The 22,789-nt window shown below is 74.3% G+C and carries 20 protein-coding genes and 1 tRNA gene; 12 read left to right on the forward strand and 9 right to left on the reverse strand.

Translation table 11 applies throughout. The annotated features are described in order from the left end of the window. Nucleotides 1–56: 56 nt before the first annotated feature. Nucleotides 57–1,127 carry a LacI family DNA-binding transcriptional regulator gene (locus ACIRBX_RS30315; protein WP_402301765.1) on the reverse strand — a complete coding sequence of 357 codons (1,071 nt, stop codon included), beginning with the start codon at nt 1,125–1,127 and terminating at the stop codon, nt 57–59. 281 nt (nt 1,128–1,408) lie between these two features. Between ACIRBX_RS30315 and ACIRBX_RS30320 the strand changes: the two genes are divergently transcribed. The 5 genes from ACIRBX_RS30320 to ACIRBX_RS30340 all read left to right on the forward strand — a co-directional run bounded on the left by ACIRBX_RS30320 (nt 1,409) and on the right by ACIRBX_RS30340 (nt 7,192). Further along, entirely contained in the window at nt 1,409–2,734 is a 1,326-nt protein-coding gene (locus tag ACIRBX_RS30320) for an ABC transporter substrate-binding protein (RefSeq protein ID WP_402301767.1), read from the forward strand. A gap of 173 nt (nt 2,735–2,907) precedes the next feature. Then, nucleotides 2,908–3,897 (forward strand): carbohydrate ABC transporter permease, encoded by a 990-nt coding sequence (locus tag ACIRBX_RS30325; protein WP_402301769.1) that lies wholly within the window; start codon nt 2,908–2,910, stop codon nt 3,895–3,897. Nucleotides 3,898–3,900: 3 nt separating this feature from the next. Then, complete coding sequence (locus tag ACIRBX_RS30330) at nt 3,901–4,809, forward strand: carbohydrate ABC transporter permease (RefSeq protein WP_402301771.1); 909 nt, start codon at nt 3,901–3,903, stop codon at nt 4,807–4,809. Between the two features lie 40 nt (nt 4,810–4,849). Next, complete coding sequence (locus tag ACIRBX_RS30335) at nt 4,850–6,301, forward strand: GH1 family beta-glucosidase (protein ID WP_402301773.1); 1,452 nt, start codon at nt 4,850–4,852, stop codon at nt 6,299–6,301. Nucleotides 6,302–6,358: 57 nt separating this feature from the next. Further along, the gene (locus ACIRBX_RS30340; RefSeq protein WP_402301775.1) at nt 6,359–7,192 is read left to right on the forward strand and encodes a hypothetical protein; all 834 of its coding nucleotides are present in this window, start codon (nt 6,359–6,361) and stop codon (nt 7,190–7,192) included. Between the two features lie 128 nt (nt 7,193–7,320). On the opposite strand, the gene ACIRBX_RS30345 is transcribed toward ACIRBX_RS30340, so the two are convergent. Beyond that, nucleotides 7,321–8,244 (reverse strand): spermidine synthase, encoded by a 924-nt coding sequence (locus ACIRBX_RS30345; protein ID WP_402301778.1) that lies wholly within the window; start codon nt 8,242–8,244, stop codon nt 7,321–7,323. 230 nt (nt 8,245–8,474) lie between these two features. Then, a complete protein-coding gene (locus ACIRBX_RS30350) occupies nt 8,475–8,918 on the reverse strand; it encodes a hypothetical protein (protein WP_402301780.1) in 444 nt (147 codons plus the stop codon). Between the two features lie 287 nt (nt 8,919–9,205). Here ACIRBX_RS30350 and ACIRBX_RS30355 point away from each other — a divergent pair, with 287 nt between their 5' ends. Further along, complete coding sequence (locus ACIRBX_RS30355; RefSeq protein ID WP_402301783.1) at nt 9,206–10,609, forward strand: tetratricopeptide repeat protein; 1,404 nt, start codon at nt 9,206–9,208, stop codon at nt 10,607–10,609. Between the two features lie 20 nt (nt 10,610–10,629). Here the strand turns inward: ACIRBX_RS30355 and ACIRBX_RS30360 are convergent, their stop codons facing one another. Next, nucleotides 10,630–11,271, reverse strand: coding sequence for a histidine phosphatase family protein (locus ACIRBX_RS30360; protein ID WP_402301785.1), 642 nt, complete (start codon nt 11,269–11,271; stop codon nt 10,630–10,632). Between the two features lie 674 nt (nt 11,272–11,945). On the opposite strand from ACIRBX_RS30360, the gene ACIRBX_RS30365 reads away from it, so the two are divergent. From ACIRBX_RS30365 to ACIRBX_RS30390, 6 genes are all read left to right on the forward strand, one after another. Further along, nucleotides 11,946–13,142, forward strand: a complete 1,197-nt coding sequence (locus ACIRBX_RS30365; RefSeq protein WP_402301787.1) for a hypothetical protein — start codon at nt 11,946–11,948, stop codon at nt 13,140–13,142. A 141-nt stretch (nt 13,143–13,283) separates the two neighbouring features. Continuing rightward, nucleotides 13,284–14,858: a hypothetical protein gene (locus tag ACIRBX_RS30370; protein ID WP_402301788.1), complete on the forward strand. Its 1,575-nt coding sequence runs from the start codon at nt 13,284–13,286 to the stop codon at nt 14,856–14,858. Beyond that, nucleotides 14,855–16,237 (forward strand): AAA domain-containing protein, encoded by a 1,383-nt coding sequence (locus ACIRBX_RS30375; RefSeq protein ID WP_402301790.1) that lies wholly within the window; start codon nt 14,855–14,857, stop codon nt 16,235–16,237. The genes ACIRBX_RS30370 and ACIRBX_RS30375 overlap by 4 nt, the downstream gene beginning before the upstream one ends. A 146-nt stretch (nt 16,238–16,383) precedes the next feature. Further along, nucleotides 16,384–16,788, forward strand: a complete 405-nt coding sequence (locus ACIRBX_RS30380; RefSeq protein ID WP_402301793.1) for a hypothetical protein — start codon at nt 16,384–16,386, stop codon at nt 16,786–16,788. A gap of 133 nt (nt 16,789–16,921) precedes the next feature. Further along, nucleotides 16,922–17,506: a bifunctional DNA primase/polymerase gene (locus ACIRBX_RS30385; protein ID WP_402301795.1), complete on the forward strand. Its 585-nt coding sequence runs from the start codon at nt 16,922–16,924 to the stop codon at nt 17,504–17,506. Nucleotides 17,507–17,558: 52 nt separating this feature from the next. After that, nucleotides 17,559–17,632 (forward strand) — tRNA-Lys (locus ACIRBX_RS30390). Between the two features lie 248 nt (nt 17,633–17,880). On the opposite strand, the gene ACIRBX_RS30395 is transcribed toward ACIRBX_RS30390, so the two are convergent. The 5 genes from ACIRBX_RS30395 to ACIRBX_RS30415 form a co-directional block, all read right to left on the reverse strand. Then, complete coding sequence (locus tag ACIRBX_RS30395) at nt 17,881–19,266, reverse strand: cytochrome P450 (RefSeq protein WP_402302081.1); 1,386 nt, start codon at nt 19,264–19,266, stop codon at nt 17,881–17,883. 295 nt (nt 19,267–19,561) lie between these two features. Continuing rightward, nucleotides 19,562–20,158, reverse strand: coding sequence for a GTP-binding protein (locus ACIRBX_RS30400; RefSeq protein ID WP_402301798.1), 597 nt, complete (start codon nt 20,156–20,158; stop codon nt 19,562–19,564). Further along, on the reverse strand, nt 20,139–20,498 hold the full coding sequence (locus ACIRBX_RS30405) for a DUF742 domain-containing protein (protein ID WP_402301801.1): 360 nt from the start codon (nt 20,496–20,498) through the stop codon (nt 20,139–20,141). Before ACIRBX_RS30405 ends, ACIRBX_RS30400 begins: the two co-directional genes overlap by 20 nt. Next, a complete protein-coding gene (locus ACIRBX_RS30410; RefSeq protein WP_402301804.1) occupies nt 20,495–20,899 on the reverse strand; it encodes a roadblock/LC7 domain-containing protein in 405 nt (134 codons plus the stop codon). The genes ACIRBX_RS30405 and ACIRBX_RS30410 overlap by 4 nt, the downstream gene beginning before the upstream one ends. Next, entirely contained in the window at nt 20,896–22,620 is a 1,725-nt protein-coding gene (locus ACIRBX_RS30415) for an ATP-binding protein (RefSeq protein ID WP_402301807.1), read from the reverse strand. The genes ACIRBX_RS30410 and ACIRBX_RS30415 overlap by 4 nt, the downstream gene beginning before the upstream one ends. Nucleotides 22,621–22,789: the final 169 nt, after the last annotated feature.

Genomic DNA, 22,789 nt, shown 5'->3' on the forward strand with positions numbered 1-22,789 from the left:
GGACACCCGCTCCGTCACGAACGGACGCCCGCTTCGACGCGGACGGACGCCCGTCGTCAGGCCGAGTCCCGCACCACCAGCTCGGTCGCCAGCACCACCTGCCGCCGCGCCCGCCCCCGCTCGGCGATCTCGTCCAGCAGCAGCCGCGCCATCGTCCGCCCCATCTCCTCGATCGGCTGCCGCACGCTGGTCATGGCCGGCTCGGTGTGCCGGGCCACCACCGAGTCGTCGAAGCCGATCACCGCCACGTCGTCCGGCACCCGCCGCCCGGCGGCCCGGAGCACCTGCATCGCCCCCGCCGCCATCAGGTCCGAGGCGCAGAACACCGCGTCCACCTCCGGACGCCGCGTCAGCAGCTCGCGCATCGCCAGCCGCCCGCCCTCCTCGGTGAAGTCGCCGAGCACCACCAGCTCCTCCCGGTACGCGCGGCCGGCCTCCTCCAGCGCCGCCCGGTACCCGGCCAGCCGGGCCCGGGCCACCTCCATGTCCATCGGCCCGGTGACGGTGGCCACCTGCTCGCACCCGCGTCGCAGCAGGTGCCGGACGGCCATCCGGGCCCCGCCCGCGTTGTCCGCGTGGACGTAGCTGAGCGGCTCCAGGTCGCCCCGCCGCCCGGCCAGCACCGAGGGGATCTCCAGGCTCTCCAGCAGGGCGGGCAGCGGATCGTCCTGATGCACCGACACCACCAGTACGCCGTCCACCCGTTGCGCGGTCAGATAGGCCGAAAGTCGTTCCCGCTCGCGCTGGTTGCGGACCAGGATCAGCAGCAGCTGCATGTCGGTCTCGGCGAGCTCGGCCGAGACGCCGCTGATGATGTCGGAGAAGTACGGCTCGGAGAACAGCCGGGTCTCCGCCTCCGGCACCACCAGGGCGATCGAGTCGGTGCGCGAGGTGACCAGGGTGCGGGCGGCCCGGTTGGGGACGTAGCCGAGTTCGGCGATGGCGGCGTTCACCGCCTCGCGGGCCTTCTCGCTGACCCGGGGGGAGCCGTTGACCACCCGGGAGACCGTGCCCCGGCCCACCCCGGCCAGGGCGGCCACCTCCTCCAGGGTGGGCCGGGCCGCGGCGCGGCCGGCCCCCGGTTCCGACTGGGGCCCCGTCGGACGCCGTGCGGCGGTCTGGCTCATCGCTCACCTCGTGGGACGCGTACGCGGTCGCGCACGTGACCCGGGACGTGGTCACGCAGGTGACCGGGGACGTGGCCGAGCACGTGACCGGGCACGTGATCGGGCGGTTCGCTGCTCATTGTGGCCGGTGCCGGCCCGGTCGCACCGTCCACGGATCCGGCAACTGCTCTTGACACCCGCCCCCGACAGCCAGCAACCTTCCGGCAGGCACTTCATGGGAGCGCTCCCACAGTGCGCTCCCACACTCCCACATCCTCCCCACCCGGACCAAGGAGAACGTCATGCGCCGCAGTACCGCCCTCCCCCGCAGAGCCGCCGCCCTCGCCATCGCCACCCTCGTGCTGGCGGGCTGCTCCAGCACCTCCGACGGTTCCGGCGGCTCCGCCGACGGGGGCACCAGCGGATCGGCGGGCGGGAAGATCACCCTCACCGTCGGCGACTTCGGCACCTTCGGCTACCAGGAGGCCGGGCTCTACCAGGAGTACATGGCGGCCCACCCGGACATCACGATCAAGTACGAGACCGCACAGGACGGCCAGAAGTACTGGGACGCGCTCACCACCCGCCTGGCGGCCGGCAGCGGCCTGTCCGACATCCAGGCCGTCGAGGTCGGCTACATCGCCCAGGCCACCGGCAAGTTGGCGGACAAGTTCGTCGACCTCGGCAAGACCGAGGGGGTCAGCGCGGGGGCCTGGCTGCCGTGGAAGTCGCAGCAGGCGACCACCGCCCAGGGGGCACTGATCGGCCTCGGCACCGACATCGGCCCGATGGCGATCTGCTACCGCAAGGACCTGTTCGAGCAGGCCGGGCTGCCCGCCGACCGGGCGGCGGTCGGCGCGCTGTGGGCCGGTGACTGGTCGAAGTTCGTCGAGCAGGGCAAGGCCTACCAGGCCAAGGCCCCGACCGGCACCTTCTTCACCGACTCGGCCAGCGGGCTGTTCAACGCGGTGGTCTCCAGCGACACCCGCCAGTACTCGGACGCCTCGGGGAAGTTGGACGTCAAGGGCAGCGCCAGCGTGCAGAAGGCCTGGGACCTGGCGGTGTCCGCCTCGCAGGCGAAGATCAGCGCGGGGCTGCGGCAGTTCCAGAAGCCGTGGGAGTCCGCCTTCGCCAACGCCAAGTTCGCCACCGTGGTCTGCCCGTCCTGGATGACCGGGATTGTCAGCAAGCAGTCGGGCGAGGCCGGCAAGGGCAAGTGGGACATCGCCGCACCGCCGGTCGCGGCCAACTGGGGCGGGGCCTTCCTGACCGTGCCGAAGGCGGGCAAGCACCAGAAGGAGGCCGCCGCGCTGGCTGCCTGGCTGACCGCGCCCGAGCAGCAGGCGAAGGTCTTCACCAAGGTCGGCAACCTGCCCTCGACCTCGGCCGGCCTGCAGCTGCCGGCCGTGCAGTCGGCCAAGCTGGACTACTTCGGCGACACCCCGACCGGGCAGATCTACGCCACCGCGGCCGGCTCGATCCAGCCCGCCAAGATCGGCCCGGACGACGGCACCGCCAAGACCGTCATCACCGACAACGGCATCCTCGACATCGAGGAGCACGGCACCGACCCGGCCAAGGCCTGGCAGAACGTGCTGAAGGCGATCGACGACAAGATCACCAACTGACCCCCACCGCAGGCCCGTTCGCACGGCCACCCTTCTGCGCGGACGCCCGTTCCCGCGGACGCCCGTTCCCGCGGACGCCGGTTCGCGCAGCCACCCGTTCGGCAGCCGCCCGGTCAGCTCCGACGAGCCGCCGGCCGGGCGGCGCCCCAGCCACCACCCCGGGAGGACGCCCCGTGGCCACCCCCGCCCCACCCCGCCCCGCTCCGCCCCGCCCCACACCCACCGTCACCCGGGCCGTCGCCCGGGCCGGTTGGCGGTCCCGGCTCTACCGCCTCGACCTCAAGGCGGCGCCCTACGCCTTCGTCGCCCCGTTCTTCCTCTGCTTCGCCGCCTTCGGCCTGGTCCCGCTGATCTGGACCGGCTGGCTCTCGCTGCACCAGGTGGACCTGCTCACCCCGGACACCATGGAGTGGCGCGGGCTCGGCAACTACACCCGGCTCTGGCAGAGCGAGCAGTTCTGGACCGCGCTGCGGAACACCTTCACCATCGGGGTGCTCTCCACCGTGCCCCAGCTGCTGATGGCCCTGGGCCTGGCCCACCTGCTCAACTACCGGCTGCGCGGCCGGGGTTTCCTCCGGGTCGCGGTGCTCGCCCCGTACGCCACCTCGATCGCGGCGGCCACCCTGGTCTTCGTCCAGCTGTTCAACCCGGACTACGGGATGGTCAACTGGGTGCTCTCGGCGCTCGGCTTCGACCGGACCGACTGGTTCGCCGACACCTGGGCCTCGCAGACCGCCATCGCCACCATCGTGACCTGGCGCTGGACGGGCTACAACGCGCTGATCTACCTGGCCGCGATGCAGGCCGTGCCGAAGGACCTCTACGAAGCGGCGGCGCTCGACGGGGCCAGCCGCTGGCAGCAGTTCACCCGGATCACCATCCCCTCGATCCGGCCGACCATCCTGTTCACCGTCATCGTCTCGACCATCGGCGCCACCCAGCTGTTCGGCGAGCCGATGCTGTTCGGCGGCGGGGTCGGGGTGAGCGGCGGCTCCGCGCACCAGTTCCAGACCCTGAGCCTCTACCTGTACGAACTCGGCTGGCCGAACCGCCAGTTGGGCCGCGCCTCGGCGGTGGCCTGGACGATGCTGCTGATCCTGCTGCTGGTCGGCGCGGTCCAGCTGCTGATCGCCCGCCGCAACCGCAGCAAGCTGGGAGGCTGACCGATGAGCACCCTGACCACCGCACCCGCCCCCACGCCGACGGTGGCGGAGCCGACCGCCAGGCGGCGGTTCCGGACCGGGGCCGGCGACCAGGACAAGGCCGGGCCGGTCTCCTACCTGCTGCTCGGACTGGCCGCCGCCGTCTCGCTCTTCCCGCTCTACTGGACCTTCGTGGCGGCCAGTCACACCGGCGAGCGGGTGGCCCAGTCACCGCCCCCGCTGCTGCCGGGCGGCTCGCTCTGGGCCAACGTCTCCACCGTCTGGGAGCAGGCGGCGATGGGGCAGGCACTGCTCAACTCCACCATCGTGGCGGGGCTGGTCTCGCTCTCCACGGTGGCCTTCTCCACGCTGGCCGGCTTCGCCTTCGCCAAGCTGCCGTTCCGGGGCCGGAACGCGCTGCTCACCCTGGTGGTGGCGACCATGACCATCCCGCCCCAGCTCAGCGTGATCCCGCTCTACCGGATCATCACCGGCCTGGAGTGGGGCAATCAGCTGCAGTCCGTCATCCTGCCCTCCCTGGTGGCCGCCTTCGGGGTGTTCTTCATGCGGCAGTTCCTGGCCGAGGCCCTACCGGTGGAGCTGGTCGAGGCGGCTCGGATGGACGGCGCGCACAGCCTGCGGATCGTCTGGCACGTGGTCTTCCCGATCGCCCGCCCGGCCATGGCGGTGCTCGGCATGCTGGTCTTCGTGCAGTCCTGGAACGACTTCTTCTGGCCCTTCGTGGTCCTCACCCAGCAGAACCCGACGGTGCAGGTCGCGCTCTCCGCGATCGGCGGCGGCAGCGCCTACGACGTCAACCAGGCGGTCATCATGACCGGCGCGCTGGTCGGCACCCTGCCGCTGCTGCTGATCTTCGCCGTCCTGGGCAAGCACATCGTCGGCGGCATCACCGCCGGTGCCGTCAAGAGCTGACCGTGCGTCAGCCCCCTTCCACCTTGGGAGCGCTCCCGCAATGACCGTGACCGAATCCGGCCCGCTCGCCGACTCCGCGACCCCGGCCCCGGCCTTCCCGCCAGGCTTCGTCTGGGGCGCCGCCACCGCTGCCTACCAGATCGAGGGGGCCGCCGCCGAGGACGGCCGCACCCCCTCGATCTGGGACACCTTCAGCCACACCCCCGGCCGGACCGCCGCCGGTGACACCGGCGACGTCGCCGTCGACCACTACCACCGCTTCCGCGAGGACGTCCGGCTGATGGCCGAGCTCGGGCTGACCTCCTACCGCTTCTCCATCTCCTGGCCGCGCGTCCAGCCCACCGGCCGGGGCCCGGCCGTCCAACGCGGCCTGGACTTCTACCGGGCGCTCACCGACGAACTGCTGGCGCACGGCATCACCCCGCTCGCCACCCTCTACCACTGGGACCTCCCGCAGCACCTGGAGGACGCCGGCGGCTGGCCGGCCCGGGACACCGCGTACCGGTTCGCCGACTACGCCGCGCTGGCAGCCGAGGCGCTCGGCGACCGGATCGCCACCTGGACCACCCTCAACGAGCCCTGGTGCAGCGCCTTCCTGGGCTACGGCTCCGGTGTGCACGCCCCGGGGCGCACCGACCCGGGCGACGCCCTGCGGGCCGCCCACCACCTCAACCTGGGCCACGGCCTGGCCGTCGGCGCCCTGCGCGCCGCGCTCCCCGGTACCGCGCAGCTCGCGGTCTCGCTGAACCTGCACCAAGTCCGCCCGCTGAGCCAGGACCCGGCCGACCTGGACGCAGCCCGCCGGATCGACGCCGTCGGGAACCGGGTCTTCACCGGGCCGATGCTGGACGGCGCCTACCCCGCCGACCTGCTCGCCGACACCGCCCGGCTGGTCGACTGGGACACCCTGGTGCGGCCGGGCGACCTGGCCGAGATCAGCCGGCCCATCGACCTGCTGGGCATCAACTACTACACCCCGACCGTGGTTTCGAGCGCCGCCCATGCGGACGACCGCCACCGCCACGACGGCCACGGCGCCAGCGAGCACTCCCCCTGGCCGGGCGCCGACCAGGTCGCCTTCCACCTCGCCCCCGGCGAACTCACCGCGATGGGCTGGCCGATCGACCCGACCGGCCTGACCGACCTGCTGCTCGCCGTGCACCGGGCCCACCCCGGCCTGCCGATGCTGGTCACCGAGAACGGCGCCGCCTTCGAGGACCGGGTCGGCCCCGACGGCACCGTGGACGACCGGGACCGGATCGCCTACCTGCACGGCCACCTGGCCGCACTGGCCCGGGCCGTGGAGCTCGGCGCCGACGTGCGCGGCTACTACCTCTGGTCGCTGCTGGACAACTTCGAGTGGGCGTACGGGTACGCCAAGCGCTTCGGAGCCGTCCACGTCGACTACCGGACCCTGGCCCGCACCCCCAAGGCCAGCGCGCACTGGTACGCCCAGGTGATCCGCACCGGCACGCTGCCCGTGCCGAACTGACGGTGCGTGACCTCGACGGGTGGGGACTCGTTCTCTGTTGACGTGCGAGCAAACCACGTGGCGCAGCCGCGAGTCGAGGGTCCGGACGGCGAGTGTGCGCGGCCCCGGGCGGACGCCGGGGCAGGTACCGAGGGCCGGCCCGGGACCGAGGTCGCGACCGGCCGGGGGCGGCTCCCCCGCCCCCGGACCAGGACGCTGGCGGCCGGTGGGGCGGTGCTCGCCCACGTCTGGGGCCTCGGGCTCGGGGTGGGCACCGCGTACGCGGCGGACGGCCCGGCAGCCACCGAGCTGCTCGGCGCTGACCTGGTCCAACGGGCGGATGCCCCGGCCCTGTTGGGCCAGCTGACCGGGCTGGCCACCCCGGTGCTGGAGCAGCAGACCGCCTCGGTCGCCAAGGCCCTGCAGGAGCGGATCAGGACCGACGGACTGCCGCTGCCCGGCCAGGCCACCACCGTGCCGGACGCCTTCGCGATCGCCGCGGTGCTGCTCCCCTCGGTGCCGCCGCAGGCGCGCGGCGACGAGCCCCGGGCCTCCCGCGCCACCGCCGAGGACGCCGGCCAGCCGGCCGCCCCCGGGGCCGGGGCAGCCGCCGTCCGGCCCCGGCTGGCACCGACCGCCACTCCGGGGGCCTCAGCCGCCGCCGGGGCGGTGCGGACCGCCGACGCCATGGCGGCATCGACGTCACCCGTCATCCGGTCGGCCACCGTGCAGCTCCCGCAGGGCAGTTGGACGCTGTCCGCACCGGAGGAGCAGGTGGAGCTGGCCGGCACCTCCGCCGCCTCGGTGGAGGCCGAGGGCGAGGTGACCGCCGTCCTGGTACCGATCGCGGCCGGGATGCTGCTCACCGGGGCGGCGATGTACAAGCACAAGGGCCTGCCGCGCGGGCACTGAGCCCCTTCGCCCCACCACCCTCACGACGACCCGGGACGGCCGGGGGGCACGGCAATGCGGCAATGCGGAGACACGACCCGAGGCGGCACGTCCCGGTGGCTCCGACCGGAGCCGGTCGGCGCCGTCGGTCAGCGGAAGACCCCGGGCGGCGGAGTCGGTGACGGAGCCGCCGTGGCGTCGGTGGCCGGGCGTGCTCCGGCGGTGAAGTCGGTCAGCCCCCGGCCGTGTTCGATCCGGCCGAGGTAGGAGTCGGAGGCCACCCGGCGGCCCAACTCGTCCAACGGGAGCGGCTGCTGGGCCGCCGCCAGGATCAGGTTCCCGAACCGCTTGCCGCGCAGCACCGCCGGATCGGCGATCAGGCAGACCTCCGGGAAGACCGCCTGCAGGGTGGCCACCTGGGAGCGGGCGAAGGGCAGCGCGCCGCCGTCGGCGATGTTCGCCGCGTACCGCCCGCCCGGGGCCAGCGCCTTGACCGCCAGACCGGCGAACTCGACGGTGGCGCAGTGTGCCGGGGTCCGGGCTCCGGAGAAGACGTCGGTGATCACCAGGTCCACCGAGCCCTCGGGAGTGCGTTCCAGCACCGCACGGGCGTCCGCGCCGCGCACCTTGATCTGCCAGCCGCGCTCCAACGGCAGCTCACCACGCACCAGTTCGGTCAGCGCGGGGTCGATCTCGGCGACCTGCTGCCGGGACCGCGGGCGGGTGGCGGCGGTGTAGCGGGCCAGGGTGAGGGCACCGCCGCCAAGGTGCAGCACGGTGAGCGGACGGCCCGGTGGGGCCGCCAGGTCGATCAGGTGGCCCAGCCGGCGCTGGTACTCGAAGCCGAGGTGGGTCGGGTCGGCGAGGTCCACCAGGGACTGCGGGGCGCCGTCGAGCAGCAGCGTCCAGGCCCGGGAGCGGTCCCGGTCGGGCACCAGCTCGGCCAGACCGGAGGCGACCTGCCGGGCCAGCGGGCCCTGCGCGTGGGTGCGGCCCTCGGCCCCGGTGGTGTCCGGCCCGGTGGTCTCGGCCTCGGTCTCGGTGCGAGCCCGACCGGCCCGGTTGCGTCCCATGGCAGTCATTATCGCCGGGGAGCGTGGCGGGGCCCGGCGCGGGGAGGACCGGCGGAGGCCGGCCGAGACGAACGGACCCGCAGCTCACGGCAGGTCTCCACGGCGGGGACGGAGCAGGAGCGAGCGCCGCGCCGCCCGGGCGGCGGAACAGCGCGGCGGCAGTGGCGGGGTGCCGCGGTGGCGGCAGCAGCACCGCAGAGAGGGGCACGGTGGTGCGCCGTCCGGCGGGCTCAGAAAGGCCCGAGGCCCCCGGCGGCCAGGGTGCAGGCGGCCTCGCAGAGGGCCGTCCGGAGCACCCACGGATCGGTCGGGCGGGCGAGGGCGGAGGGGCCGGCCGGGGGCATCACCCAGCGCGGATCGGTGGCGGGGAGCAGCCGGGCTCCCGGGGTACAGGAGGTGCCGGGCAGGTGCCACTGCCCGGACACCCCGGCCGGGACGAGGAACGCGACCGCCGTCCCCCCGTCGCTCTGCAGCACCGTGCCGCAGGCCCGGCGCAGCCGCAGGATGTCCACCGTCTCCAGGCCGTGCCGGACGGCCACCGTGACGGTGTCGAAGCCGGCCGGGAGGGAGGGCAGGACGGGCACGGCCGGTGCCGCCGCCAGTAGCGGGCGGCGGGATGCCCTCGGGGTGGCCGGGACGGTGATGTGACGGTACTGCGGAAGTCCGGCGGACATGGGCCCTCCTGTCTCCTCGTCAACCAGGCGGCCCCCGGCCGCTCGTCCGGCGGTGCGGAACGGCGCGGGGTCGGCAGGGGGCCGCCACGTATCAGGACAACGCCCAAGGGTGCCGAAAGGCCACGGGTTGACGTACCGCAACCCATGGCACTTCATGGCATTTCACCGCAACTCTGTCCGTTTTATGGCCAATTGACAGGAGATCACCCCGCAACCGGACGTGTCCGGTCCGTGACAGTCGGTACTCTCTGCTCCGGATCGAGACCCCCACCTCGGAGCGCAGCGCGATGGCAGCCACGAGACCGACCGTCCCCAACACCACCATGCGGGCACTCCGTGGCGGCCTCTCCCCCGGTGAGTTCGCCCTGGCGATCCGCCGGGCCGCCCGGGAGATCGGCGAGCACGTGTCCTGCGACGCGCGCTACGTCGGCCGGGTGGAGGCCGGCGAGATCCGCTGCCCCAACTACGCGTACGAGCGGGTGTTCCGGCACATGTGGCCCGAACGGTCGCTGGCCGAGCTCGGGTTCACCCCGCGTACGGCGGTCCGCCGCCGCGCGGCCGACCCGCCGTCAGCCCGGGGTCCGAGGCTTCGTCCGGGCGGGCTGCCGCTGCTCGACGACTCGTACCTTCCCGACGAGGAGAACGACGACTTGCGTCGCCGCACCTTCCTGACCGGCGGACCTGCCGCCGTGCTGGCGCCCACCTCACTGGCCGCCGCGCTCGGCCTGGACCGCCCCGCCCTGGCGGCCCCCCGCTCCGCCGCCCCCGGGTCCACCGTGCCGCCACCGCGCCGGGTCGGCGCCGCCGAGGTGCGCGGCGTCGAGCAGGCCGTCCGGAGCATCCGGCTGCTGGACGACGTGCACGGCGCCGACACCCTGTTCGAGCTGGCCGGGCAGTCGCTGCGGAGCGCCTACGTACTGCTGAACGACGGCGACTACGGCGCCGCCACCGAGCGCCGACTCCAGTCCGGGGCGGGGGAGTTGGCCATCTCGGTCGGCTGGCTGGCGCACGACTCGGACCGCACCGTGGAGGCCCGCTCGTTCTACGCCGAGGCCCTGGCCACCGCCCGGATGGCCAACGACCCGGCGCTGGAGGCACACGTCTTCTGCAACAGCGCCTTCCTGGCCCGGGACACCGGCCGGGCCCGCGAGGCCCTCCGGGCCGCCCAGGCCGGGCAGTCCGCCGCCCGGAAGCTGGACTCGGCCCGGCTGCTGTCGCTGCTCGCGATGCGGGAGGCCGGCGCGTGGGCACTGCTGCGCGACCGGGGCGCGTGCGAGCGGGCGCTCGGGCGGGCCTACACCCTCTTCGACCAGGGCGAGTCGGAGGCCGACCCGGAGTGGATGACCTTCTTCGGCGAGGCCGAGATCGCCGGTCTGGAGTCGCAGTGCTGGGCGGCCCTCGAACTCTGGGACCGGGCCGGGGTGCTGGCCCGGCAGGCGGTGGACCTCCAGGAGCCGCACTTCGTGCGGAACCGGGTGCTCTACACCGCCGAGCTGGCGCACGACCGGCTCGGCCTCGGCGACCTGGCCGGCGCGGCCACCCACGCCACCGAGGCCACCGCGCTGCTCGGCGACGTCCGTTCGGCCCGGATCCGGGCCATGCTGGCCGGGACGGCGCGGCAGCTGCGACCGCACCGCGCCGTCCCGGAGGTGGCGGCCTTCCTGGCCGCGCACGCGCGAGAAGCCACCTGACGGCGGGTCCGCTCCGGCCGCTACCTGCCCAGGTGGGACTGGTCGTTCCAGAGCTCGACCGCCGGGGCGCCGTACTCCCAGGAGAGCACCGAGAGCGCGGCCGTGCCGAGCTTGAACCGCTGGGCGAACTCGGGCGGCAGGCCCAGCCAACGGGCCGTCAGGATCCGCAGCAGGTGGCCGTGCGCGAACACCACCACGTCGTGGTCGGCGCAGTGCATGGTGGTGGTGTCCGGGTCCGGCGTGCCGTGCTCCTCGTGCAGGCTCGCCAGGAACGCGTCCACCCGGGCAGCCACCTCGGACAGCTCCTCGCCGCCGGGCACGCCGTCCCGCCAGATCAGCCAGCCCGGCTGGTCGGTCGCCCGGATGTCCGGACCGGTACGGCCCTCGTACTGGCCGTAGTCCCACTCCAGCAGCTCGTCCCGGTCCACCGCGCGGGGCCCGAAGCCCGCCAGCTCGCAGGTCTCCCTGGCCCGGGAGAGCGGGCTGGTGTACACGGTCGCCTCCGGCAGCCCGAACCACGGTGCGGCGGCCAGTCGGCCCCCGAGGGCACGGGCCATCTCGCGGCCCTCCTCGGTGAGCGGCACGTCGGTACGGCCGGTGTGCTGGCCGGTGACGGACCAGGCGGTCTCACCGTGGCGGACGAGCACGATACGGGCGGGCATGAGCGGCTCCTCACAGACTCATTGGCATTCTCTCCCCGGCCAAGACGGGCACCGGCCGCACCTCGCCATCGAGTCGCCGACACTCCATGATCCCGCACCGAGCGCGCAGCCCTCGCTGCGGCGGGCCGGTACCGGCCCGGAGCGGGACCACCTGCGGCACGCCAGGACCGGGCTCACCCCGAACCGGAAGCCGGGACGGAACACGACCAACCACAACAGCACCACGGCCACCTGCGGCGAGCCGGGGCCGGACGCCCTCGCCGCGGCGGGCGCCTCCGCACCGAGCACGCAGCGCTCGATGCGGCGGGCCGGTACCGGAGCGGAGCGCGGCCACCTGCGGCACGCCAGGTCCGGGCTCACCCCGAACCGGGAGCCGAGACGGAACACGACCAACCACAACAGCACCACGGCCGCCTGCGGCGAGCCGGGGCCGGACGCCCTCGCCGCGGCGGGCGCCTCCGCCCCTCCGGCAGGTCCGCGTCCCGCCGTACCCGATCGCCGCGTCCGGGCCCGCCCCGCCCACCCGCTCGCCTGTCACACCGTCAGCAGCACCACCGACCACCACCCACCCGCCCTACCGACTCGTCCCCGGCTCGCCGTGATTGCGGGCTCCGTCCCGGGTTGGGGCGTCCTGCCCCGGAGTGTCGGTGGCGGGTGCGAGACTGGGCCGCACCATGAACGTCTCGATCCAAGGGCAGGCGGAGCCGGTCGCGCGACGGCTCCGTGAACTGCGCGGCCCGGTGCCGCAGCGCAGCCTCGACGCCCGGGCGCTGGCCGCCCTCGCGGCCAATCCGGGGTGCCGGCGGCGGGCGGTGCTGGACGCGGCGGGGGTGGACAAACGGGCGGTGGCCGAGCGGCTCGGGCGGCCCGCGCCGTTCGGGCAGTCGCCGTTCGCGATCACCCGGGGGAACGTCTTCGAGGCCCGCCTCAAGGACGACGGCTACGCGGCGCTGCTGGCGCCGCTCCGGTCCCGGCTCGGGCTGCCGCCCGAGGGCGGCCCGCTGGCCGTCCCCGACCTGCTGCCGCGCTCCGCCCCGGCCACCCGGGCCGACCGCACCCGCCAGGCGCTCGCCGAGGCCGCTGCGGACCCGGACGGCTGGACCCTGCTGGACCACCCGATGCTCCGCCTCACGGTGGCCGGCACCCCGGCCTACCTGGAGCCGGACGCGGTACTGGTGCACGGGGGCCGCTGCACCGTGGTGGAGATCAAGTCCTTCCCGGTGATCGACGGCACCGCCGATCCGGCCAAGGTCGGCGCGGCGGCCCGCCAGGCGGCGGTGTACGTGCTGGCGCTCCAGCAGACCGCCGCCGAGTCGGCGGGCGTGACGGCCGACCAGTCTCCGTACGGCACCCAGGAGTTGCCCGGCTCGCCGGAGCTGAGCGTGCTGCTGGTCTGCCCCAAGGACTTCTCCAACCGGCCGACCGCGAGCAGTGTGGACATCCGCCGCGAGCTCTCGGTGACCAGGCGTCAGCTCGCCCGGCTGACCAGGATCGAGGAGCTGCTGGACGCGCTGCCGCCCGGCACCAGCTTCGACCTGGCGCCGGATCCGGCCGGGGTGCCGACCAGGCCGGCCGCCGAGTTGGGCAGTGCGGTGGAGGCGGTGCCGGCCAGCTACGGCCCGGACTGCCTGGCCGCCTGCGAGCTGGGCTTCCTCTGCCGCTCGCAGGCCCGGCAGAGCGGTGCGGTGGAGCAGCTGGGCCGGGGCGTGCGCGGCGAGTTGGGCACCCTGCGGACGGTCGAGGCGGCACTGGCCGCCGCCCGGGCGGGCAGCCCGGACGGCACCGACGAGGCGGCGGCCCGGCTGGCGCACGCCGCCGCACTCCGCTCCGAGGCGCTCTGCGCGGCCGGCCTCGGCGAGCCGTCCCGATGACCGCGCCGGACGTGCCCCGGACGGAGGTCCCCCGGTGAGCCCGCGCGACACCCCGACTGCCCCGGCCCTGAGCACCGCCACCACGACCACGGCGCCGCCCCCGCCCCCGGCTGCCGCCCCGGCTCGGACGGAGGTCCCCCGGTGAGCCTGTTGGACACCCTGGCCCGGATGGAGGCGGTCCGCAGCGGGCACGCCGAGCCGCTCGCCACCGTGCGGCACCGGCACCTGTCCGAGCGCCCGATGGTCCTGGTGCCGCTGGCCGCCGCCGGTGAGGCGGGCGCCCCGCTGGCGGTGCTGCTGGGCACCGACCGCGAGCACCCCCGGCTGCTGCTGGTGCCCCAGCCGCTCAACCGGGACCAGCGCTTCGCCTTCCTGGCCGACTTCGCCGCCGAGCTGCTGGCTCACCTGGGCCCGTACGCCGACGAGGTGGAGCTGGTCGAGCGCACCGAGAAGGACCCGGAGACCGGCGAGAAGACCCAGTCCTTCCGCGAACTCTGCGCCGACGCACCCCAGTTGATCGTGCCGAACAGCGGTGCGGTGCAGCACCTGGCGCTGCTCGGCCGGTCCACCCGCTTCCGCCGGACGGCCTCCGACCCCGATCCGGGGCCCTACCCGGCGCCGACCCAGGTGCCGCTGCTGGGCCGCTGGCTGACGCACTACACCGAGCGGGCCCAGGTGCCCGGCTCGTCCCTCCTGCTGCCGCTCACCCAGCTGCTGGCCCGGCACTGGGCGACCGGCCAGAGCATGCTGGAGGACCAGCACCTCGGGGCCCGGCTGGCCTGGCACCACCCGCCGGCCGGGGTCTCGGGCGCCGAGCTGGCCGAGCGGGTGGAGACCGAGCGGGACGCCCGGGGCGTGCCGCTGCACCCGCCGGCCGGCCCGGCCACCGATCCGGTCTTCGACGCCAAGGTGCTCGCCCCGGCGATCGCCCGGCACGACAAGGCGCTCGCCGCACTGGCCCACCGGGACGGCCCGGAGTCGCAGTTGGCGGTGAAGCGGGCCGCCGAGGAGCTGCACGCCGCGCTGCTGGGGGCCACCCTACCGACCTGGCGGGACGTCTGGCACGGCCTGGACCTGCTGCGCGAGCTGCCCCCGGCCGCCCATCTGACGGAGCGGTGGGAGAGCGACCGCTGGTCCTTCACCAACCACCGGGATCGGCTGGCGGCCGGCGAGCCGCCGCAGCCCAAGCAGGACGACGCCGTGACGGCCGCCCGCAAGCTGGCCCAGCGCGAGCGCGAGCAGGCCAAGGTGGACGTGCAGGAGGCGCTGGACGACCCGCTGGCGATGGCCGGGCACCGGCTCTCCGGCGAGGCGTTCAGCGGCGAGGTGGTCGAGGTGGTGCCGGAGTACGACACCACCGGCCGCTCCCCGAAGCCCCGCCCGCTGCTGGTGCTGCGCACCGAGGACCGCCCGCACGCCGACCCGGGCCGTGAGGTGCACCGGGCGAACGGGCCGAACGCCCAGAAGGCGGAGATCGTCTCGGCCGCCCCGGGCAGCATCACCGTCCGGGTGCTGAACGGCATGGGCCGGAAGAAGGAGCCGGAGCCCGGCACCCTGCCGGAGCCGGGCGAGCGGGTCACCTTCACGCTCTTCGAGCTGACCGTGCGTCAGTCCGCCCCGCTGCCCGAGCCGGAGGACACCCCGTGGACGCACGGCGGTCCGCCCGGCGGCGGCAGCACCGATCCTTCGCCTACCGGCACCGAAGAGTGGGAATGACCACCAGCATGACCATCGACCAGTCCGCCCCGGCGGCCGAGCACCCCGGTGCCGCCGCCGACTCCGCCGTGGCCGCCATCCTGGCCGCCACCGTCCACCCGGTGCCGGGCGGGCCGCGCGGTGTGGTGGTGGACTCCCCGCCCGGGGCCGGCAAGTCGACGTTGGTGGTGCGGGCCGCCAAGGAGCTGGTCGCCGGTGGCGAGCGGCTGATGATCGTGGCCCAGACGAACGGTCAGGTGGACGACCTGGTCGGCCGGTTGGCGGAGAAGGGCCCGGAGCTGACCATCGGCCGGCTGCACGCCTCGGACGCGAAGCCGGGCCCGGAGCTGGCGGAGCTGGCGAACGTGACGGCCTCCGCCAAGGTGGCCGACCTGCTGGAGCAGGACGTGGTGATCTCCACCGCCGCCAAGTGGCAGTGGGTGAAGGCCGAGCAGCCCTGGCGGCACGCGATCGTGGACGAGGCGTACCAGATGCGCTCGGACGCACTGCTGGCCGTCGCCGGGCTGTTCGAGCGGGCGCTGTTCGTCGGGGACCCCGGGCAGTTGGACCCGTTCACCGTGGTCGGCACCGACCAGTGGGCCGGGCTCTCCTACGACCCGTCCAGCAGCGCGGTGGTCACCCTGCTCGCGCACAATCCGGCGATCCGCCCGCACCGGCTGCCGGTCTCCTGGCGGCTGCCGTACTCGGCGGCGCCGCTGATCTCGCAGGCCTTCTACCCCTACACCCCGTTCCGCTCCGGCACCGGCCCGGACGACCGTCGGCTGACCGCCGCCACCGCCGGGGACGGCTCGGCGCTGGACGCGGCGGTGGACGAGGCGGCTGAGCACGGCTGGGCCCTGCTGGAGCTGCCCGCCCGGCACACCGTGCGGACCGACCCGCAGGCGGTGCAGGCCACCGCCGCGGTGGTGCACCGGCTGCTGACCAGGGGTCTGACGGCGCACTCGGAGCAGGGCTCGGCCCCGCTCACCCCGGACCGGATCGCGGTCGGCACCGCGCACCGGGACCAGGCGGCGGCGGTCCGGGCCGCGCTGGCCCGGCTCCGGGTGCCGGTCGACCACGCGGCCGGCCCGGCCGTCACGGTGGACACCGCCAACCGGTTGCAGGGCCGGGAGTACGACGTCACCGTGGTGCTGCACCCGCTCTCCGGCCGCCCGGACGCCACCGCCTTCCACCTGGAGACCGGCCGGCTCTGCGTGCTGGCCTCCCGGCACCGGCACGCATGCATCGTGGTGGCACGGGCCGGCATCCCGGAGCTGCTGGACGAACACCCGTCCACCGAGCCCGTGCAGCTCGGCGTCACGATGAAGTTCCCGGACGGTTGGGAGGCCAACCACGCGGTGCTGGCCCTGCTGGGCGAGCACCGGGTCCGGCTGCGCTGAGCCGGCGGCCGGTCGATGGGGTCATCGGCAGCTTTCAGGGGCGCACGCAGCGGGAATAGCGACCGCACGCGCACCGTTCCGTTACCGGCCGTCCCCGCGCGACAATGGGACGGCAGCCACCCACCACACCCCGGAGGTGTCCCCCCATGCCCGACGCCGGTGCATCCCGCCCCGACGCTGCCGACCTCGTCGCACCGGACGCCCCGTCAGCCGTGCCCGCGCCCGCCCGTCGGCTGCGCCCGGCCCAGCTGCTCTTCGAGCCGCAGGCCGACGAGCCCGAGCCGGAACGGTTCTTCGACCTGGACTCCATCGACGACCCGGCCGAACTGCTGCGCCGGTCCACGGAGTTGACCCTGGCCTTCCGGGCCGCCGCCGAGCGGGCCGCCGACTTCCAGGCGATCGCCGCCGCCCAGCTGGCGGACACCCGGCGGTTCGACGCGCTCTCCCCCGCCGCGATCGCCGAGCGCGCGGACTGGACGCCCGACTACGCCGACAAGATGGTCGAGTACGGCCGCTCGCTGCTCCGCCGGCAGCACTCCGGCGAGCACTGAGCCACCCCCGGGGGTCACCGATCGCAGACCCCTGGCATATGCGGACGGGAAGGGTACGCCCACGCCCCGCCCGCTGTCCGGCGAACGCGGCTTTCGCTCCGTGCGGCCCCCGTCACGCGCCACCCTGCTGTGCGTGGACATCTGGACGTATCAATCCGTGGAGTACGTCACCGCCGCCGGCGAGGCGTGGCTCGCCACCGCGAGCGAGTACCCGCGCAGCATGCGTGCCCTGTGGGAGTCCCGCCCCTGGGCCCCGACGGTGCTGCCCTGCGGCCGTGCCTTCGACGTGATCAGCATGCCGGCCCTGTTCGGCCGGGCGGTGCTGGACGAGCTCTGGGCCTCCGGCCCGGGCTGCGGCCCGGTCGCCTCCTACCGGGGCCGCACCCTGCTGTTCGTGCAGCCCGGTGCCGCCGCACGGCTGCGCACCCTGCTGGCCTGGGAGGAGTGGGCCCGCGAGGTGCCGCCGCTGCTCTGCCACGGGCTCGGCGACGCGGTGACGGTGCCGCCGGTCCAGCGGATGCTGGACGCCCCGGACTCGCCCGGCCAGGGCGCGGGCCGCTGGATCGTCGCCCCCGACTCCCGGGAGCCCTGGCTGCCGGGGGCGCCCACCGTGCTCTGGGCCTGCGTCCGGGCCTCCCGGCTCCGCCGCACGGCCACGGCCGGCACCACCGGGACGGCCACTGCGGGGACGGTCAGCACGGAGACGGACCACGGGTGAATTGGATTTTGGTTCCACCCGAACACGCTGCTAAAGTCTTCCACGTCAGCAGGCGCCGCTAGCTCAGTTGGTTAGAGCAGCTGACTCTTAATCAGCGGGTCCGGGGTTCGAGTCCCTGGCGGCGCACAGACAGCCGGAAGGCCCCTCACTCAGGTGAGGGGCCTTCCGGCGTTTCCGGGCGGGGACCGTCATCGGGATGCGGTCGGCGTACGGCATCGCGGCCACCGCCTCGGCCGGGCAGTCGGGACTGCCCGGCCGAAATGATCACGGAGCGTCGATCGCGAATGCGGACGGACCGGTCGAGGGTGTGTGGCCGCCGACGGCCGAATCCGACGACCCGTCAGCCGACGGCCACCGCTCGCCGGCGGCGACCGTCAGCCCCGGCGGAGGAGGGCCGTCAGTACGCGCCACCAACGGCGCCGCTGCTTCGGCTGGTCGGCCTGCCACGCCGGTCGTGCCGGTCGCGCCGGTTCCGCCGCCACCGGCGGGACGGTGATCCCACCGGGCACCGGCGCCGCCGGGTCCGCGGCGGACAGCCCCTTCGGGCGCCCCGGGGCGAACCGCACCGGCAGCCCGGTGAGGTGGCGGGCCAGCCAGGCGCCGCTCCAGTTGAGCTCCTCCTCCCGGACCGCCAGCCGGAGGTCGGGGAGCCGGGTGAGCAGGACGTCGATGCCGGTCTCGGCGATCGCCCGGCCGACGTCCTGTCCCGGGCACTCGTGCGGGCCGCCGCTGAACGCCAGGTGCGAACGGTTGCCGTACAGCGGGGTGTTGAGGTCGGGGCGGACCTCCGGGTCGACGTTGCCGGCCGCCAGGCCGAGCAGCAGCATGTCGCCGGCCTTGATCTGACGGCCTCCCAGGTCGGTGTCGATGGTGGCCCAGCGGCCGGGGATCATCGACAGCGGCGGGCTGTCCCAGAGCACCTGGTCGAGCGCGTCCGGCAGGGTCATGTGGCCGCCGGAGAGATTGGCCCGGAAGCGGGAGTCGGTGAGGACCATCCGCAGGGTGTCGGCGATCAGGTTGACGGTGGTCTCGTTGGCCGCCAGCAGCACCAGACGCAGGTGCTCCATCAGCTCGTCGTCGGTCAGCGCGGCCTCGTGCTGGATCAGCCAGCTGGCGAGGTCGTTGCCGGGCTCCAGGCGCTTGCGGTCCACCAGCTGACGGAGGGTGGCCGCCACGTACTCGTTGCTGGCGATCGCGGTCTCGGTGCCGAGCATCATGTCCCGGGCAGCCTTCACCAGGTTCGGGCCGTACTCCTCGGGCATGCCGATCAGCTGGGTCATCACCAGCATCGGCAGGTGCTCGGCGAACTCCTTCACCAGGTCGGCGGCGCCCCGCCCGGTGAAGCCGTCCACCAACTGGTCGGCGAACCGGGTGACGTAGCGGCGCATGCCCCGTCGGTCGAAACGGTCCAGACCGTCGGTCACCGCACCGCGCAGCCGGCGGTGCTCGGCCCCGTCGGCGAACAGGCAGAGCGGCTGCCAGGCCAGGATCGGCATCAGCGGCGAGTCCATCGCCACCTCGTTGCGCTGGAACGCCGACCAGCGGCGGGAGTCCCGGGAGAAGCGGGACGGATTGCGCATCGCGGTCAGGTTGGCCGAGTGGCCGAGCACCATCCAGGCCGGGAGGTCACCGTGCAGCAGCACCGGTGCCACCGCGCCGTGCTCGGCGCGCAGCTTCTCGTACAGGCCGCTCGGGTCGGCCTCGGCCTCCGGCCCGTACAGGCGGCGGATGCCGCCGGGGCCTATGCCCCCGGTGGCCATCCCGTGGGCGGGGCAGCCGGGGGGCGGGGTGGGCGAACCGCCGAGCGGGGTCTCGAACGGGCCGTCGATGGTGGTCACTTGGGTGTGTCTCCGGGGTGTGTCCCCCGGGGTGGCATCCCGGGGGTGGGCAGGCGGAAGGGGCGGAGCGGTGCGGTGCGCGTGACGGCGGTGCTGGTGGTTCGGATGGCACTGGTCGCACTGGTGGTTCGGGCATTGCCGGTGGTGCCGGGAATGACGGTGGTTCAGGCAGTGCCGGTGGTTCGGGCGGTGCGGTGGTGCCGGGAGTGACGGTGGTTCAGGAGGTGAGCGAGTAGAGGTAGCGCATCAGGGCGAGCAGCACGTCGCGGCTGGACTCCCGGCTGCGCGCGTCGCAGAGCACTATCGGGACCTCGTCGGGCAGGTCGAGCGCGGCCCGCAGGTCGTCGACCGGGTGGCCCGGGGAGTCGGGGAAGCCGTTGACCGCGACCACGAACGGGACGCCGCGCTCCTCCAGCCGCCCGATCACGTCGAAGCTGACCTCCAGCCGGCGGGTGTCGACCAGCACCACCGCGCCCAACGCGCCCTCGAACAGCCCGTTCCAGAGGAACCAGAACCGCTGCTGGCCCGGGGTGCCGAAGAGGTAGAGCACCAGCTCGTCGGAGACGGTGATCCGACCGAAGTCCATGGCCACGGTGGTGACCGTCTTGCGCTCGACCCCGGCGACGTCGTCCACGCCCTCGCCGGCTCTGGTCATGGTCTCCTCGGTGGTCAGCGGACGGATCTCGCTGACCGAACCGACCAGGGTGGTCTTGCCGGCACCGAACCCGCCGACGATCACCACCTTGACCGCGGTGGCCGCCGAGTCCGGCAGCGCCTCGACACCGGAGGGGGCGTCAGAGCCTCTGTAGTCCATTCATCACCGCTTCGATCAGGGCACGGTCGGGTAGTTCGGCCTTGGGGACGGGCGCGCGCGCCTCCACCCGCCCCTCGGCCAGCAGGTCGGCCAGCAGGACGGTGACCACGCTCATCGGCAGGCCCAGGTGGGCGGAGACCTCCGCGACCGCGAGCGGCGACTGGCACAGCCGCAGGATCGCCGCCTGCTCGGGCTGCATCGCGGGCTGCGGCCGGGACCTGGCCACGATCAGGGTGACCAGGTCCAGTGAGATCCGCTCGGTGGCACCGCTCCGGCCGCGGGTGATCACGTACAGGCGCTCGGGGTGGCCCTCGTCCCACTCCATCCCGCGACCGGTCATGCGACCTGCTCGCCGCGGACCGGTGTGCTGAGGTGCTCCCCGATCCTGGCCACCAGGTCCCGCATCCGCTGGCCCATCAGCCCGGCGTCCACGCCCTCGTCGGCCAGCACCGCGAGGTACGCCCGGGCGCCGGCCGCCATCATGTAGAAGAAGCCGCCGGAGATCTCGATCACGACCAGCCGCATCCGGCCGTCCCCGTGCGGGAACTCGGTGCCGATCGCGGTGGCCAGGCTCTGCAGACCGGCGCAGGCCGCAGCCAGCCGGTCCGCCGTGTCGGTGTCGGTGCCGTGCTGGGCCATCCGCAACCCGTCCGAGGAGAGCACCACCACGTGCCGGGTCTGCGGCACGCTGTCGGCCAGTTCCTTGAGCATCCAGTCCATGTTGGCCCGCTGCTGAATCACTGCTCACCCTTACTGCGCGTGGTACTGGCTGTGGTACCTGACGACTGGTCACTGGTCCGCTCCGACTGGCCGTTCACGCCGTCGCTGAAAGCCGCCAGCCACATGCCGGGCTGCACCGGATCTGCGGCCGGGGCGGCCGGAGCGGGGGTGGCCGGGACGGCCACCGGGGCCGGAGCAGTGGGGTACTGCCCGGTGGGGTACTGACCCGTGGTGTGCCGGGCCGCCGGGTACTGACCCGTCGACTGCCGGCCGGGGTACTGCTGCGCCGCCGGGGCGGCCGGGGCCTCCGCTGCCGGCCGGGCGTGGCGGCGACGCTGCGGCAGGCCGCTGGCGGCCCGCTCGGTCACCACCACGGGAGCGTCCTCGGCCCAACCGTGTTCCACCCCGCCCCGCTCCACTCCGCTTCCCGGCGCACCGGCCTGCCGGACATCCGCCTGCTGGACACCCGCGTGCTGCGGGCCGGCCTGCTGCCCGCCGACCGGCAGCCGGGGGCCGGTGACCGCCGCGCGGACCGGAGCCGCCACGGCGGCGGCCGGGCGCGGACCGGAGACCGCACCGATGCCGTGCGCCCAGTCCGAGCTGGCCGGGGTCGCGGTCAGCAGGTCCTGAGGGACGATCAGGACCGCGCGCACACCGCCGTAGGCGGACGGGCGGAGCGAGACCTGGAAGCCGTACGCCTGCGCCAGCCGGCCGACCACGGCCAGGCCCAGCCGGGGCGTCTCCCCCAAGTCCTTGAGGTCGATGCCCTCCTGCGCCTCACGGAGCATCCGCTCGGCCCGGGCCCGGCCCTCCTCGCTCAGGCTCAGACCGCCGTCCTCGATCTCGATCGCGATGCCGGTCTGCACCTCGACGGCGGTCAGGTGCACGTTGGTCTGCGGCGGGGAGTAGCGCGTCGCGTTGTCCAGCAGCTCGGCCAGCGCGTGGATCAGCGGCTCGACCGCGGGGCCGACCACCGCCACCTCGGAGACCGGGTGCAGCTCGACCCGCTGGTAGTCGAGGATCCGCGAGACCGCACCGCGCAGCACGCTGTACAGCGGCACGCCCTTGCTCCACTGACGGCCGGGACGGGCCCCGCCGAGCACCGCGATGCTGTCCGCCAGGCGGCCGACCAGCGCGTTCCCGTGGTCGAGCCGCAGCAGGTCCTCGAAGACCGCCGGATCGTTCCCGTGCCGGTCCTCCATCTCCCGCAGGTCCTGCGCCTGCCGGTGCACGATCGCCTGCACCCGGCGCGCGATGTTCACGAACGCGCGCTGGGCCGACTCACGCAGACCCTCCTCCGCGTCCACCGCCTCCAGCACGGTGCGCAGCACCGCGTGCCGGGCCTGCTGGAAGCCGGCCGAGCCGGAGCCGGTGCCCGACTCGCGCAGCACGTCCTCCAGGAACTCACCGCCCTGGAGCCGGGCCACCGCCTGCGGCAGTGCCTCGGCCAGCCGTGCGGTCTGCTCCTCCTGGTCGGCCAACTGCTGCCGCAGCTCGGCCTCCTGGCGGGCCGCACGCTCCTGGAAGGTGGCCAGCGCCCGCCCGCGACGGGCCGACTCGGCAGCCACCACGGCGACTATCAGGGTGGCCACTCCACCGCACCAGCCGACCGCCCAGCGCGCGCTCCCGTCCATCAGCACGGTGGCCACGGCAGCCGCTGCGGCGGTCACCGCGGTGGGCAGGAGCCATCCCAGCCCCGCTGCGGGGCGCCGATCTCCGGATGACGATCCAGCACCAAGCATCAGCGTCCTCAACTGTCGGAAGGTGTACGGAACATCGGACCGCGTACCGGCCATAGGAAAGGGCCCTCTCCGGTCGTCCCACCCACTTCTGACATGGGCGGGGCGGGCCGGATCGAAGGAAGCATAGCCGGTCCCGTCGATCTGGCTGACGGGGTCTCAATACACCATC

This window comes from Kitasatospora sp. NPDC096147, assembly GCF_044763225.1.
GTDB lineage: Bacteria > Actinomycetota > Actinomycetes > Streptomycetales > Streptomycetaceae > Kitasatospora.

Bases quoted from the DNA above. Each gene is read 5' to 3' on its own strand.
- ACIRBX_RS30315 (WP_402301765.1), bottom strand. From the start codon at position 1,127: ATGAGCCAGACCGCCGCACGGCGTCCGACGGGGCCCCAGTCGGAACCG.
- ACIRBX_RS30320 (WP_402301767.1), top strand. From the start codon at position 1,409: ATGCGCCGCAGTACCGCCCTCCCCCGCAGAGCCGCCGCCCTCGCCATC.
- ACIRBX_RS30330 (WP_402301771.1), top strand. From the start codon at position 3,901: ATGAGCACCCTGACCACCGCACCCGCCCCCACGCCGACGGTGGCGGAG.
- ACIRBX_RS30335 (WP_402301773.1), top strand. From the start codon at position 4,850: ATGACCGTGACCGAATCCGGCCCGCTCGCCGACTCCGCGACCCCGGCC.
- ACIRBX_RS30345 (WP_402301778.1), bottom strand. From the start codon at position 8,244: ATGGGACGCAACCGGGCCGGTCGGGCTCGCACCGAGACCGAGGCCGAG.
- ACIRBX_RS30350 (WP_402301780.1), bottom strand. From the start codon at position 8,918: ATGTCCGCCGGACTTCCGCAGTACCGTCACATCACCGTCCCGGCCACC.
- ACIRBX_RS30355 (WP_402301783.1), top strand. From the start codon at position 9,206: ATGGCAGCCACGAGACCGACCGTCCCCAACACCACCATGCGGGCACTC.
- ACIRBX_RS30360 (WP_402301785.1), bottom strand. From the start codon at position 11,271: ATGCCCGCCCGTATCGTGCTCGTCCGCCACGGTGAGACCGCCTGGTCC.
- ACIRBX_RS30365 (WP_402301787.1), top strand. From the start codon at position 11,946: ATGAACGTCTCGATCCAAGGGCAGGCGGAGCCGGTCGCGCGACGGCTC.
- ACIRBX_RS30375 (WP_402301790.1), top strand. From the start codon at position 14,855: ATGACCACCAGCATGACCATCGACCAGTCCGCCCCGGCGGCCGAGCAC.
- ACIRBX_RS30380 (WP_402301793.1), top strand. From the start codon at position 16,384: ATGCCCGACGCCGGTGCATCCCGCCCCGACGCTGCCGACCTCGTCGCA.
- ACIRBX_RS30395 (WP_402302081.1), bottom strand. From the start codon at position 19,266: ATGGCCACCGGGGGCATAGGCCCCGGCGGCATCCGCCGCCTGTACGGG.
- ACIRBX_RS30400 (WP_402301798.1), bottom strand. From the start codon at position 20,158: ATGGACTACAGAGGCTCTGACGCCCCCTCCGGTGTCGAGGCGCTGCCG.
- ACIRBX_RS30405 (WP_402301801.1), bottom strand. From the start codon at position 20,498: ATGACCGGTCGCGGGATGGAGTGGGACGAGGGCCACCCCGAGCGCCTG.
- ACIRBX_RS30415 (WP_402301807.1), bottom strand. From the start codon at position 22,620: ATGCTTGGTGCTGGATCGTCATCCGGAGATCGGCGCCCCGCAGCGGGG.